At 62.1% G+C, this 14811-nt stretch carries 9 protein-coding genes; 6 read left to right on the top strand and 3 right to left on the bottom strand.

All coding sequences use genetic code 11. From position 1 onward, the window contains the following. Nucleotides 1-24: 24 nt before the first annotated feature. The 3 genes from EKN07_RS05705 to proC form a co-directional block, all read right to left on the bottom strand. Complete coding sequence (locus tag EKN07_RS05705; protein WP_108715960.1) at nucleotides 25-1851, bottom strand: AMP-dependent synthetase/ligase; 1827 nt, start codon at nucleotides 1849-1851, stop codon at nucleotides 25-27. A gap of 421 nt (nucleotides 1852-2272) precedes the next feature. Then, nucleotides 2273-4957 (bottom strand): valine--tRNA ligase, encoded by a 2685-nt coding sequence (valS, locus tag EKN07_RS05700; protein WP_126145857.1) that lies wholly within the window; start codon nucleotides 4955-4957, stop codon nucleotides 2273-2275. Nucleotides 4958-5071: 114 nt separating this feature from the next. Then, a complete protein-coding gene (gene proC / locus EKN07_RS05695; protein WP_126145856.1) occupies nucleotides 5072-5890 on the bottom strand; it encodes a pyrroline-5-carboxylate reductase in 819 nt (272 codons plus the stop codon). Between the two features lie 540 nt (nucleotides 5891-6430). Between proC and EKN07_RS05690 the strand changes: the two genes are divergently transcribed. The 6 genes from EKN07_RS05690 to dhaK all read left to right on the top strand — a co-directional run bounded on the left by EKN07_RS05690 (nucleotide 6431) and on the right by dhaK (nucleotide 14811). Continuing rightward, nucleotides 6431-7222 (top strand): SDR family NAD(P)-dependent oxidoreductase, encoded by a 792-nt coding sequence (locus EKN07_RS05690; RefSeq protein WP_126145855.1) that lies wholly within the window; start codon nucleotides 6431-6433, stop codon nucleotides 7220-7222. Nucleotides 7223-7241: 19 nt separating this feature from the next. Beyond that, the gene (locus EKN07_RS05685; RefSeq protein WP_126145854.1) at nucleotides 7242-7790 is read left to right on the top strand and encodes a DUF664 domain-containing protein; all 549 of its coding nucleotides are present in this window, start codon (nucleotides 7242-7244) and stop codon (nucleotides 7788-7790) included. A 472-nt stretch (nucleotides 7791-8262) separates the two neighbouring features. Further along, the gene (gene ileS / locus EKN07_RS05680; protein ID WP_126145853.1) at nucleotides 8263-11493 is read left to right on the top strand and encodes an isoleucine--tRNA ligase; all 3231 of its coding nucleotides are present in this window, start codon (nucleotides 8263-8265) and stop codon (nucleotides 11491-11493) included. Nucleotides 11494-11662: 169 nt separating this feature from the next. Further along, nucleotides 11663-13063: a folylpolyglutamate synthase/dihydrofolate synthase family protein gene (locus EKN07_RS05675; protein WP_240611226.1), complete on the top strand. Its 1401-nt coding sequence runs from the start codon at nucleotides 11663-11665 to the stop codon at nucleotides 13061-13063. 58 nt (nucleotides 13064-13121) lie between these two features. After that, nucleotides 13122-13544 (top strand): nucleoside-diphosphate kinase, encoded by a 423-nt coding sequence (ndk, locus tag EKN07_RS05670; protein ID WP_108716704.1) that lies wholly within the window; start codon nucleotides 13122-13124, stop codon nucleotides 13542-13544. A gap of 268 nt (nucleotides 13545-13812) precedes the next feature. After that, on the top strand, nucleotides 13813-14811 hold the full coding sequence (gene dhaK, locus EKN07_RS05665; protein ID WP_126145852.1) for a dihydroxyacetone kinase subunit DhaK: 999 nt from the start codon (nucleotides 13813-13815) through the stop codon (nucleotides 14809-14811).

Genomic DNA, 14811 nt, shown 5'->3' with positions numbered 1-14811 from the left:
CGCCGTACGCTCACCGATACCCCGTTATCCTTCGTACAGGTGCTCGATCGTTTCCGCGAAGTCACGCAACACAGCGTTACGCTTCACCTTCAGCGACGGCGTCAGGTAGCCATTCTGCACGGAAAAATCGATGGGCAGCACCGTGAACTTGCGGATGGACTCAGCGCGTGAAACGGCGGCATTGGCACGTTTGACGCCGCGGTCGATAGCCGCCAGCACCTGCGGATCGGTTGCCGCCTCGGTCACCCCCATGGGTTCCAGGCCGTGGTTCTTCAACCATCCGGGCAACATCTCCGCATCCAAGGTCACCAAGGCGCCAATAAACGGCCGTTGGTCTCCGACCACAACCACTTGGGAGATAAGCGGATGCCCACGCAGGCGATCCTCCAATACGGCCGGAGCCACGTTTTTGCCGCCGGCCGTCACGATGAGTTCCTTCTTCCGCCCGGTCACCCACACGAAGCCGTCGTCGTCCACGCGGCCCAGATCGCCGGTACGGAACCAACCGTCCTCCGTGAAGGCGGCTTTCGTTGCCTTGGGATCGTTGTTGTAACCGGCAAAGATATGATCGCCTTTGGCAAGGATTTCACCGTCGTCGGGATCAACGGTGACACGGCAACCGGGGTAGGCCGGGCCGACCGATCCGACGCGCATATTGCCGGGAACATTCACAGACGTGGGAGCCGAGGTCTCGGTAAGGCCATAGCCCTCAAACACGGTAATCCCCGCGCCCCGGAAGAAATGCCCGAGTCGCTCGCCCAGCGGCGCTCCGCCGGAGATGGTGTAGCGCAAATGTCCACCGGTGATCTCTTTGATCTTCTGGTAGACCAGCTTATCGCCGATGGCGTGCTGCGCCTTCAGCTGAGCGGATGGCCCTTCCGGCTTGTCCAGGCCACGCGAGTAGGTAATAGCGACCTTTGCGTAGTGACGGAAAAGCCGCAGCTTCACACCGTGGCCAGCCTTCGCATCCGCAGCGTTGTAGATCTTCTCAAAAACGCGGGGGACTGCCAGAATATACGTCGGCTTGAAGGACTGCATATCTGCAACGAGGTTCTTCGTATCCGGCGAGTAGCCAATGATATTGCCCGAGTACATCGCCATGACATTAATGAAACGCGCGAAGACGTGCGCCATGGGCAGGAAGAGCAAGGTGCGTTGCCTGCCGCCGACAATTTCGGAGAGATTGTCATCCAAGGGCCCGTTAATCGCCACATGCAACAGATTACGATGGGTGAGCCGCGCTCCCTTCGGGCGGCCGGTGGTTCCCGATGTGTAGATGATCGTCGCCAGATCATCGGCCTTCTGCGCATCAATACGCCGGTCGATTTCCTCTTCTGAGGCAGCGGACCCCAGCGCGGAAATCTTTCCCTGCGCGTCATCCTCAATCACAAAGATCTGCTCGAAGTGCTTGAACTCCTTGAGGAGCGGGTTCAAGACCGCTGCCATTTGCTGTGTTTCCGCAATGGCGAAACGGCAGTGGGCGTCGTCGACAATCCACCGAGCCTGGTCCGTGGAGTCGGTTTCGTAGATCGGCACGCCCTGTGCGCCCACCGACCAAATGGCCAGATCAAAAAGCGTGAACTCATATCGAGTGTGACTCATAATCGCGATGTGATCACCGGGCTTCACTCCCAGTCCGATCAGGCCCCGTGCCAGCGCACGGATCTCCGTTTCAAACTGCCGCCAGGTAACCGGCACCCACGTGTTAATCGACGACTTGCGCTCGATAACTACGCGGTTCGGATTATCCTGGGCAATACCGCGCAGAACCCACGGGATCGTCATCGTATCGGTGATGGTGATCTTTCCCGGGGTAAAGGCGATCGGGTGACGGGTGGTCTCCTCAGCCATTTCTGTACCTTTCGACGTGCGTGCCCTAGTTACGCTACCGTAGAAAAGGGCGAGCCTGAGAGTCCTTCGAGGTGGCATGTGTCACGCGGCCGTGGCGGCGCAGGGTTCCGTTTCCGCCGCGCGATGGTCGCGGCTGACATGGCCGCAGTCCTTCTTGTGGCCGCCGGGATCCCCCGAACAGGTTGCCCCACTGCTTCAGGGCGATACGAGTGGGGCCGAACTGTTCCTGCCGAACTGTTCCTGCCGAACTGTGTGAACTGAGCTGCGGATGGCTGATGCCTGCGGCGCCACGACTGGGAACGCGGTGCCGACGACTGGGGTGCGCGAACCTGAAGCCGACCGCCGGGCGCGGTTACTCGGCGGTCGGCTCTTTGCTCTGTGATCGGTTCTCTCGGCTCGGCCCTCTTGGTGATGGACTCCGCTACTTCTTCTTCGGTTGCGGCGGGTCCAATTCGTAGGAATCAACCGTGACGGCCGCGGCGTCGTCCGTGTTCTCAACTCCCAGTTCGCCGCGCACGTGGGCGGCGCGCACCATATCACCCAGTACCGCGTCGAGGCGAGCCCGATCAGTTGCGGGGACGGTTAGCGTCACCCAGGCATAGGTGGTGCGCTGCGAGACCTTGTTCTCCGACTTCACCTTTCGCAGCACGGTCAGTGCCTCACCGGCTACTCGGATAATATCCGCGTCCGCACCTGCCGCAGCCTCCCGTAGTGGCTGCGCGGTGGGCCAGGCGGCGCGATGCACCGATCCGGTCCGGTACCAGGCCCAGACTTCCTCGGTGGCGTAGGGGATGAACGGAGCCAGGAGCCGCAGGAAGGTGTCCACCGCTATATTCAGCGTCACCTGCGCGGAACGCGCTGCCGCGTCCTCGCCGTAGGCACGGTCTTTCACCAGCTCCAGGTAGTCGTCACAGAAGGTCCAGAAGTAGGTCTCTGCCGCCTCAAGAGCGCGCGTATGATCATAGGACTCAAAGGCCCGCGTCGCCTCGTCCACAACCTCTGCCAGCCCTGCCAGTAGTGCTCGGTCGACGGATTCGCTGACGGAGGCCGGGTTAAGATCAACGGCCGCATCCGCACCGGCCATCCCGAAAGCGAACTTGGAGGCATTGAGTACCTTCATTGCCAGGCGACGCCCGATCTTCATCTGCTGTTCGTCAAATGCCGCGTCGACGCCCAGTCGCGCACTGGCGGCCCAGTAACGCACCGCATCCGACCCGTGCTTGACCAGCAAATCCATTGGGGTGACCACATTCCCCTTCGACTTGCTCATCTTCTTGTGGTCCGGGTCAAGAATCCATCCGGACAGTGCGGCATGATGCCACGGGTTCTCCCCAAACTCCAGATGTGCGCGTACCATCGACGAGAACAGCCAGGTGCGGATAATGTCCTGGCCCTGCGGGCGAACATCCATTGGATACACGCGTGCGAACAGGTCGTCGTCGGTCAGCCAGCCGCTGGCGATCTGTGGGGTAAGCGACGACGTCGCCCACGTGTCCATAATGTCTGTCTCCCCGGCGAAGCCGCCCGGAACACCGCGTTGCTCAGCGGCAAAGCCCGCCGGAACATCGCTGGAGGGATCGACGGGCAGTTGGTCGACCTGCGGGGTGAGGACGGCGTCGTAATCGACTTCACCGGCCTCGGTGATGCGATACCACACCGGAATCGGCACCCCGAAGAAGCGCTGCCGCGAGATCAGCCAATCGGTGTTCAGGCCGCTGACCCAGTTGTCGTAGCGCACGTGCATGAAATCGGGATGGAAGGCGAGGTCCTTACCCGCCGCGATGAGGTTCTCGCGCAGCTGACGGCCGTTCGCCTCGCTGTATTCACGTCCACCATTGCGGATGTACCACTGGCGCGAAGTGACGATTTCCAGTGGCTTATCGCCCTTCTCGAAGAAGTTGGTCATGCGGGTGGTCGGCTTCTCCTCACCGATCATTTCCCCCGACTCCTTCAGCGCCTCCACCAGGACCTTGCGAGCGGAGAAGGCCGTCTTACCCGCCATTTCCTCGTACATGGCACGTCCCTTCGCGGAGGTGATCCACGCGGGCACCTCGCGTACCAGCCGTCCATCCTTACCGAGCACGGAACGGGTGGGAAGGCTCAGCTCCCGCCACCACTGCACGTCGGTGAGATCACCGAAGGTACAGCACATGGCGATACCGGCACCCTTATCCATCTCGGCGGCAGGATGCGCCAGCACCGGCAGTTCGACGTCGAACACGGGAGAGGTGACAGTGGTGCCGAAAAGGTGCTGGTAACGCTCGTCGTCCGGATGGGCAATAAGGGCACAGCAGGCCGGGAGCAGTTCGGGGCGTGTTGTTTCGATGATGACATCGTCACCGCCCTCACGGTGGAAGGCGAGCGAGTGGTAGGCGCCGGGGTATTCGCGGGCCTCCAGCTCTGCCTGGGCGACGGCGGTTTGGAAGGTGACATCCCACAGGCCGGGAGCCTGTGCCTGGTAGGCCTCGCCCCGCTCCAGATTACGAAGGAAGGCAGCCTGTGCCACCTTCTGTGCCTTCTCACCAATAGTTTGGTAGTGCTGCTTCCAGTCCACGGAGAGGCCCAGGTGGCGCCATAGCGTTTCGAACTGCCGCTCATCCTCGGCTGTCAGCTTCCAACACAGCTCGATAAAGTTACGGCGCGAAATCGGTTGCTGGTCGGCATATTTGATGGACTTGCCATCGCCGCCGTCGTGCGGGGGAACGAAATCCGGATCATAGGGCAGCGACGGATCGCAGCGCACCCCGTAGTAGTTCTGCACGCGGCGCTCGGTGGGCAGGCCGTTGTCGTCCCAACCCATCGGGTAGAACACCACCTTGCCGCGCATACGCTGGAAACGCGCCATCGTATCCGTATGTGTATAGGAGAACACGTGGCCTATATGCAGCGAGCCGGAGACTGTGGGGGGAGGGGTGTCAATGGAGTACACCTGTTCGCGCCTGGCGGTGCGATCAAAGGCGTAGGTGCCATCAGCTTCCCAACGTTCGCCCCAACGTTCCTCCAGTCCCTCCAAGGTAGCCTTTTCGGGTACCGCGGTGTGTGGTAACAACTCGGAGGTGGAAGCAGGCTGGTTGGAAGGCTCGAAGGTCGGCGTTGTTTCGGTCATGGGCTCCATTCTTCCACGAAGGCGCCTGCGCTGGCATATCGGGCCACGCCGCGTCGGTGCAAGTCGGCAGGGTTCCGTTTTCGCAGGGTGGGCGGCACGCTCCCCCAATTGCAATCACCCCTGCAGTGCGCGATCTCGGTCGATGGCCGCCTGCACTCCGCGAACGACGGCGGCGGAGAAGCCGGCGTCGTCCATGGCGGTCACACCCGCGACGGTGGTGCCACCGGGTGACTGAACCGAATCTGCCAGAGAGGCCGGGGTTGCACCCTGCGCAATGCGGCTTTGCAGCAATTGAGCCGCGCCAAGAACCGCCTGCGTCGCGATCTCAACCGCCTGCGACTTCGGAAGGCCATTCTTCACCGCGCCTCGCGCCAAGGCGTCAATGTACTCATAGGTGAAGGCAAGAGAACAACCGGCAATGGCACTGAAAGTGGCGAAATGCTCCTCGGCAACAGGAATCACCACGCCGACCGACCGGAACACATCGGTAACGGCCTCATGCTGGGATTCGGTGACGTACTCGTTGGCACAAATGGCCGTCATCGACTGCCCGACGGCCGCCGCAATGTTCGGCATTGTGCGGATAAGCGGTTGGCCCGGCTCCAGGTGGGAGGCGAGGAGACTCAGCGGTGTACCGGCGGCCACCGACACTATGACGGTGTGCTGTGCGGCCGCCTCGCTGCGGATCTCATCTAACACAGTACCGATCAGGTGTGGTTTCACGGCAACGATAACGATCGCCTCGGGGCCGACCAGGCGCAGCACTTCGCTATTGGATGCGGCGGCGGTAATGTGAAGTTCTTGTGCAAGGGCGGTGGTGTGTTCTGGGTGCCCGGTGGAGATAACGACGCTGCCGGCGTCGAACATGCCTGTGCTCAGCACTCCGCGCACAATGGCGCTCCCCATTGATCCTGCTCCGATGAAACCCAGCATCGTTTCTCCTTTCCTGGCCGCTAAGCGGATAGGCAAGCCACGCCACGGAATGAGCGGATCCCAAACCGGGCCATGGGAGGGCCTGCCCGGGTGTGCGCCCGGCTTCCACGACCATGCACTGCTGAGCCTACCGTTTTCTCCGCTTGCTTCCATGTGTGCCCACGGTTTTCCGCGTGCATACTCGGCGCGAGCAACATTTTCCTCCGACTCATCCCGCAAGGGGTTTTGCATGCGGGCGGGCGCGAGTCGGCGGGGAACATGCCAGCTGAGAAGCTGACGGGTTTTTGCCTGCCCGCGCGGGCGCGAGAGACGGCCGCTTCCGTTGGGCCGCTCGGGAAACAGGAAGAGCGCGGCCGCTGTGACTCGCGCAAAAGCATTCTTAGGCTGCGCGGAAGCGGAGAGCGCAAACCCGTGGATGATGTCATGCTCCGTCCGGCAGTTGTGGAATAGTGGAAGTAGCCACGCGGCTGTCGGATCCCGGAGAGGGGCGGTTGGCCGCATCGGTGAATTGGAGACAAGGCAGCAGGGAAGAGGGTACATATGGCACGCGGACGGGTGCTGGTAACAGGGGCGTCAACGGGAATCGGTGAGGCGACGGCCCGTCGGCTGGTGGCGGACGGGTTCGAGGTGATCGCCACCGCGCGTAGGTTGGGGCGAATCAAGGAACTGGGCAGGCAGATCGGGTGTGAGTTCTGCCCCGCAGATCTCACCGACGACGATTCGGTGGCCAACCTCATGAAGTTCCTGGCCCTGCAGGAGCCGCTTACCGCTTTGGTCAACGTGGCCGGTGGAGCCATCGGGGTTGACCCGGTGGCGGAGGCGAATATCGACGCCTGGCAGGCCATGTACGACAAAAACGTGCTCGGCACGCTGCGGCTGACAAAGGCGGTTTTGCCCATGCTGCGCGAGAGCGGCGGCGATATCGTCTTCGTGACATCGGTGGCGGCCCACGAGGCCTATCCCGGGGGTGCAGGCTACACCGCGGCGAAACATGCGGAGGCCATGATCCCGCAAACCCTGCGGCTGGAGTTGCTTGGCGAGCCGGTGCGCGTTATCGAAGTAGCGCCGGGGCTGGTGAAAACACCGGAGTTCTCACTGAACAGGTTGGGTGATGTCGACGCAGCACAGGCCGTGTACCGGGGAATCGACGAACCACTGCTGGCGGAGGATATTGCCGATGTTATTGCCTGGACTCTGACCCGGCCCCGGCACGTCAATATCGATACGGTCACCGTTCGGCCCGTAGCCCAAGCCACGGCGGCACTCTTCGCTCGCGAGGGCACCTCGCAAGGAGAGCTACCGTCCGATGATCTTGCCGCAGCGGACGAGTGATCTGGCTTAGACTACCGGTATGTTCAAGTCGATTCTCATTGACGGACTGTCCCGCACGCAGCAAACCTTCCACGGTGTCCTCGCCGGAATCAGTGCCGACGACGCCAACTGGCAGCCCACTCCCAGCTCCAACTCCATCACCTGGCAGGCTTGGCACGCGGCACGGGAGATCGACATGCAGATCGCCGGCTTGGCGGGAACGAGTGACGTGTGGACGAGTCAGGGATGGGTGGACCGTTTCGCATTGGACCTTCCCCGTGACGCTCACGGGTACGGTCAAACGCCGGAGGAGGTCGCCCGCGTGGTGGTGGCTGATACGGCACTTCTCACCGGCTACTACGACGCCGTCGTCGCCGCGGCGAATCAGTACATCAGCTCGCTCACCGAGCAGTCGCTGGCAGAGGTGATTGATCGCGCCTGGGATCCGCCGGTTACTCGGGCGGTTCGTATTGTCAGCATTATTGACGACGCCGCACAACACGCGGGGCAGGCCGCATATCTGAAGGGGCTGCTAGCCGCCTTGGGAGACTGCGGTGACGATGACGACGAAGACAGTTCGGTGCTGTAGGCGACTTAGCGCTTGATATGGCGCGCCATCGCCTACGTGGCGGCCCGGTTGATCTGGCAAACAGCCGGGAACCGCGAGTTGGCGCGGCATGGGCGCATCGCTGAGGTCGCACGAGAGTCATCTCACGCGGTGAGCGCAGCCTTGCGGGTTGGCCTTGACGGTCCCGCGAACTAGACTAGTGACATTGTGTTGACCCGGCCCGTGGCGGATGTACCGGCAGCGGGGTATCACCGGCGAGCATCCGGAAGAACAGGCCCGACGCGACTGTGGAGGTGCCGCTTAACACGCCAGCCATGGCGGGGTGCGGCTGCTGCGGTTGCGGGTGCGGCCCCAGTAGAACCGGACGGATGGACTCGTTATCGTCCCCAATGAGCGGCCACGCATGTGCGCGGCAAGCGAGGTGGTACCGCGGCTGCGGATGCCCGTGCATCCGAGTGTCGTCCTCGCCTGACCGATGCGACAAGGAGATGACATGGCCGACTACCCGCTTCACCGTGACGGAGACGTTGAGACATCCCCGCGCTTCCCACAGCTGGAAGAAAGCGTTCTCACCTACTGGAAGCAGGATGGGACGTTCCAGGCGTCGATAGACCAGCGCCCGAGCGGTCCGGACGGCTCCAATGAGTTCGTCTTCTACGACGGCCCGCCCTTCGCCAACGGACTCCCACATTACGGGCACCTTCTGACCGGCTACGTGAAGGACCTCGTCGCCCGCTATCAGACGCAACGCGGAAAGAAAGTAGACCGCGTATTCGGGTGGGACACGCACGGTCTTCCGGCCGAGCTGGAAGCCGAACGCGAGCTAGGCATCGAAGACAAGTCCGAAATCGAAGCCATGGGCATCGACAAATTCAACGATGCCTGCCGCACCTCCGTGCTCAAATACACCAAGGAGTGGGAGGACTACGTCAACCGTCAGGCACGCTGGGTGGACTTCGAAAAAGGTTACAAGACGCTTGACACGGACTACATCGAATCCGTGATCTGGGCATTCAAACAGCTGTATGACAAGGGTCTGGCATACGAGGGCTATCGAGTCCTGCCATACTGCTGGCACGATGAGACGCCGCTGTCCAACCACGAGCTCCGTATGGATGACACCTACCGTGACCGGCAGGATCAGACGGTCACCGTTGGTATGCGCATGGCGGACACTGGTGAACTACTGCTGATCTGGACGACGACGCCGTGGACCCTTCCGTCCAATTCGGCCGTGGCCGTGGGGCCGCAGGTGGACTACGTAACCGTGGTGGTGAGTTCGGAACTTGACTCGCCCGTCGCCGGTGAACGCGTCATCATCGCCCGCGACCGTGTGGCTGCTTACGCAAAAGAACTCGGTGAAGAACCGCAGATCCTTGAACAGTACAAGGGCACAGAACTGGTCGGGCGGCGTTACCACCCGATTTTCGACTATTTCACGGGACGCGGCGAAGAGACTCCCGGACCGAACGCTTGGACGGTAATCCCCGCCGACTACGTCACGACGGAAGACGGCACCGGCCTTGTCCACCTTGCCCCGGCCTTCGGCGAGGATGACATGATCGCCTGCCAGGCAGTCGGCATCGGCACGGTTGTTCCGGTGGGGGAGGACGGCCGATTCACCTCGGAAGTCCCGGACTACGAAGGTGAACTCGTCTTCGATGCGAATCGTCCCATCATCCGCGACCTGCGTGATGCATCCGGCCCGCTGAGCCGACGACCGGAGCAGGAAAGGTCGGTGCTCGTACAGGAGAAGAACTACGTGCACTCCTATCCGCACTGCTGGCGCTGCCGAGAGCCTCTGATCTACCGCGCCGTTTCCTCTTGGTTCGTCGCGGTCACCAAGTTCCGCGACCGTATGGTCGAACTGAACGAGGGCATCATGTGGGTGCCGGACCATATCAAGGAGGGACAGTTCGGGCACTGGCTGGCCGGTGCGCGTGACTGGTCAATCTCCCGAAACCGCTACTGGGGCACACCGATCACTGTGTGGAAGTCGGACGATCCGCAGTATCCTCGTGTCGACGTCTACGGTTCTCTGGCAGAGCTGGAACGGGACTTCGGTCGACTGCCACGCAATCCGCAGGGAGAGGTGGATCTGCATCGTCCGTATATCGATGAACTGACCCGCCCCAATCCGGATGATCCGACCGGAAAGTCAACTATGCGGAGAATCAGCGATGTCCTGGACTGCTGGTTCGATTCGGGTTCCATGCCATTTGCGCAAAAGCACTACCCGTTCGAGAACAAGGAGTGGTTCGAGAATCACTTCCCGGGAGACTTCATCGTCGAGTACATCGGCCAGACGCGCGGTTGGTTCTATACGCTACACGTGCTTTCCACCGCGCTTTTCGACTCCCGTGCCTTCACCACCTGTGTCTCCCACGGCATCGTTTTGGGCGACGACGGGCAGAAGGCATCCAAGTCGCTGCGCAACTACCCGGATCCCACCGAGATGTTTGATACCTACGGCTCCGATCCGGTGCGTTGGACACTGATGAGTTCCACCATTCTGCGAGGCGGCAACCTGTCCGTCTCCGAGGAAGGCATCCGCGAGTCCGTGCGGTCAATCGAGCTGCCGCTGTGGAACTCGTGGTACTTCTTCGCGCTTTACGCACAGACCTGCGCCAAGGGGCAGGGGTATCTCGCTCAGGCGATCAATCTGTCCGATCCGCAGGCCTTGGCCGATCTTGAAGTGATGGACCGCTACCTCTTGGCCTCCACCAAGGACCTGGCCGACACCGTGCGTAGCCGACTTGATGAATACGAGATCCCCGGGGCGGCGCAAAGCATCCGCGACTACCTGGACGTACTGACCAATTGGTATGTGCGTACCCAGCGTGACCGCTTCTGGGCGGAAGACCATCGGGCATTCGACACGCTTTACACAGCGCTGGAGGTGCTGTGCCGCGTCATGGCGCCACTGTTCCCGTTGGTGACAGAGGAGATTTGGCGTGGATTGACCGGTGGACGATCCGTTCACCTCACCGATTGGCCGGAGCTTCCAGATGCCGTTGCCAACCCGGTGCTCGTTGCGCAGATGGACGAGGTCCGCGCGGTTGTATCTGCGGCCCATTCGCTGCGCAAGACGAACAAGCTGCGTGTGCGCCAACCTCTGCGGTCCCTGCGGGTCGTCTCGACGGCGGATCTCTCCGCCTACCGTGCGCTGATCGCGTCCGAAGTCAACGTGAAAGATGTGATCCTGGAAGATCCAGAGACCTGCGGTTTGACGGTGACACGGGAGCTGGCTGTGCTTCCGCGTGAGCTGGATCCCGCGGTCCGCAAGCAAACCTCGGCACTGTTCAAGGCGGCGCGAGAGGGTGCTTGGGAAGAGACGAGCAACGGTGTGCTACTGCATACCGATCCGGCGGTTGAACTGACCGAAGGGCAGTACACGCTGACCACATCGGTGTCGGCCGACGAAGGGTCAGTGGCTGCAGTCCTGGCCTCCGGTTCCTTCGTCGTGTTGGATACGCAACTCGACGCCGAATTAGAGGCAGAGGGATACGCCCGCGACGTCGTGCGCGCGGTCCAGGAGGAACGCAAGACCGCCGGGCTACACGTGGCCGACCGGATCGCCCTCACCTTGCGCGTACCCGATGAGCGAGTGGAAGGCGTGCGCAGTCACCTGGAGTTCATCGCGACGGAGACACTTGCCCTGCAGGCGGATGTCGCCGGTGGGGTGACGTCCCTTGAGGTGGACGTCGCAAAAATGGAGAACTGACCTACGGTGACGTGTGCGGTACCGACCGTGATGGTGCGGCGGCATCCACTGGGTGGAGGTCGCCGTGCAGCGCGCGTTGGGCTGCGCCACTCGGCGGGTGAAGTGCCCCTGCCGGGTGGCGGAGGCGCGGTGACAGAGGAACAAGACGTTAGTGAGCGAGGCGGATTCAGTGAGTAAGGCGAATTCAGACACTCCGGAAGGTCTGGCTCGGCAGGCGGAGCTTGACGCCCAGGTCGAGGCAATTTATCAGGATATAATCTCCCGTGCCCCCGAGCATAAGGTGCAGCCATCATTGGAGCGGGTGCGCGACTGCCTTGACATGATGGGCAATCCGCAGCGTTCATTTCACGCCATTCACGTCACCGGAACCAATGGCAAGACCTCGGCGGCGCGGATGATTGAGGCCCTGCTGCGGGAACGCGGCCTGCGAACCGGACGGTTCACCTCCCCACACCTGGAGAGCGTCCGTGAGCGGATCGCCGTTGACGGGCAGGCGATCTCCCGGGAGGATTTTGTTGCCACATGGGATGACGTCGAGCCCTTCATTGCACTGGCGGACGCGAAGTCGCAGCAGGCCGGAGGGCCGCGGCTCAGCTTCTTCGAGGTGCTTACCGCGATGGCATACGCCGCTTTCGCCAATGCGCCGGTGGAGGTCGCCGTCGTGGAAGTCGGGATGGGCGGACTCTGGGACGCAACTAATGTCATCGATGCGGACGTCGCCGTCCTGACGCCGATTTCCCATGATCACGAGCGGTGGTTGGGCAACGAATTGAGTGGTATTGCGCGGGAGAAGTTGGGCATCGTGAAGCCGGGCAGTGTGCTCGTGTGCGCCGCGCAGCCCGAAGAGATCGCTGATATGCCTGCGCAGCGGTGCCGGGACGTTGGCGCCAGGTTGATTTCGGCTGGTCCAACCCTGCGAGTTCTCTCCCGCGAAACCGCAGTGGGCGGGCAGCTTGTCACAGTGCAGACTCCGGCGGCGGTATACGAAGATATTCCTCTTGGACTGCGCGGAGAGTTTCAAGCGGAGAATGCGGCCTTGGCGATCACAGCGGTTGAGGCTTTCTTTGACGGGTCGGCACTGAGCGGCGACGTCGTCGAGCATGCCTTTATGGCGGTGAGTTCGCCCGGACGAATGGAAGTGGTGCGTAACTCGCCCACGGTTGTTATCGATGCTGCGCACAATCCGCACGGTGCGCTCGCCACGGCACGTGCCTTGCCAGAGTACTTCCCGGGGCGGCTTGTCGGTGTGATTGCAATGATGGCGGATAAGGATGTCGAGGGCGTGCTCGGCGTGCTTGAACCGGTGCTGGCGGAAATTGTGGTCACCGGCATGCCATCGGAGCGTGCCATGCCCGCCGAGGAACTGGCGGCAGCAGCTCATGACGTATTCGGAGCCGACCGTGTGCACCTCGAGGAGGATCTCCTCTCCGCCATTGACCTCGCCGCTGCACGCGCAGAATCCGACGATTCACAGCCCATGACGGCCCCTGCCGTGGTGGTACTCGGATCGGTACAACTCATCGGGCGGGTGCGGCAGCTGTTGGGAAAGAACTCCGTGGACGGAGCGTAACGGGAGCAGATCGTGCAAGACTGCTGCGCGCCGCACATCATAATGCGAGAATATGATCATGAACACGGAACGGATCCTTATTCTGATCAAGCCGGACGGTGTGCGCAGGCAACTCGTGGGCGAGGTTTTGCGTCGCATTGAAGCCAAGGGCTACGTGCTGGAGAACATCGGTTGGCGCGAGGCTGATCGGGAACTCCTTCAGGAGCACTACAGCGATTTAGTTGATAAGCCCTTCTTCCCGGATATTGCCGCTTATATGGAATCGGGCCCAATTGTGGCCGCCATTTTCTCCGGCAGCCGGGTGATCGAAGGTGTGCGGAATCTTTGTGGTGTCACCGATCCCACCGCGGCAGCTCCGGGCACGATTCGGGGCGATCTGGCTCGTGACTGGGGAACCGGCAACATCGAGAACATTATCCATGCCTCCGACAGTCCAGAGAACGCTGAGAAAGAGATCGCTCTCTGGTTCCCGGGCGAATAGCAACTGCTGTTGACGGGTGGCAATCGCTGCGCCGGTGCGGCGGGCGAATGATCCTCCCGCACGGCGTTAACCGCCGTGGTAAGGCCCACAAAGACGAGGGATTACCACGCGCCGACGGTGACCCGGCTGCGCCCTGCAACCCCGGCCGCAAGGGGTCGGGTGGGGAATCGGCAGCCGTGTCCCACCGGGCGGCATATGAATCGGCTCCGCCGCCGATGGCGCCGCAGCGGAAACATACGACAACACGCACTACAGGAAGGTGAAGACGATGAAGGCACTCATCAATGACCCGCGTGACGTTGTCGAAGAGGCGCTGGAGGGCCTGTGCCGCGCCAACGCTGACATTATCACCTTGCACCGCGACCCGCTGTGGGTGGGGCGTGCACAACCGCGCACCAGCGGTGTCGCGGTAATATCCGGAGGCGGATCGGGCCACGAACCCCTCCACACCGGTCTCGTGGGCAACGGTATGCTTGACGCCGCAGTTCCGGGTGCCGTATTCACCTCCCCCTCCCCGGATACCATCCTCGCAGCCATCACGGGCACCGATACCGGCGACGGCGTACTGTGCATCGTCAAGAACTACACCGGCGACGTTCTCAACTTCGACATGGCCCGGGAACTGGCTGAGGCCGACGGGCACACGGTCCGTTCGGTTCTTGTGGCCGACGATGTTGCGGTGGAGGACTCCACTTTTACAGCCGGTCGGCGCGGGGTGGCAGGAACGCTCTTCGTTGAAAAGATAGCGGGGGCGGCAGCTGCATCCGGGGGTGCATTGGAAGCGGTCACTGCCGCCGCCGAAGAGGCCGCGCGGGAAGTCAGGTCAATGGCATTGGCATTGGGAGGCTGCACCGTGCCGCATGTTGGAAAACCTGGATTCGAGCTTCTTGCGGATGAAGTCGAGCTGGGAATCGGTATCCATGGCGAACCTGGCGCGGCGCGTATCGCCATGGCCAGTGCCGACGAGTTAACGGACCGCTTAGTGGCCGCTGTTGTGGACGACCTGCAACTCGACGCGGGCGAAGGGGTGCTCGTGCTCGTCAACGGCATGGGGGCAACTCCCGCCTACCAATTGGATATTGTCTTCCGACGTGTAGCACAACGGCTCGATGCGCTCGATGTGAGAGTCGAGCGGGCGCTGGTAGGCAACTACGTCACCAGCCTCGATATGCAAGGCGTGTCTGTCACACTGGCGCGAGCCACGGACGCCATGCTGGCGGGATGGGATGCCCCGGTGTGGACGGCGGCATTGCGGAAGGGATACTGA

Source organism: Actinobaculum sp. 352, assembly GCF_003957265.1.
In the GTDB taxonomy this organism is placed as follows: domain Bacteria; phylum Actinomycetota; class Actinomycetes; order Actinomycetales; family Actinomycetaceae; genus Asp313.
This window is presented reverse-complemented; position numbering and strand designations above follow the sequence as displayed.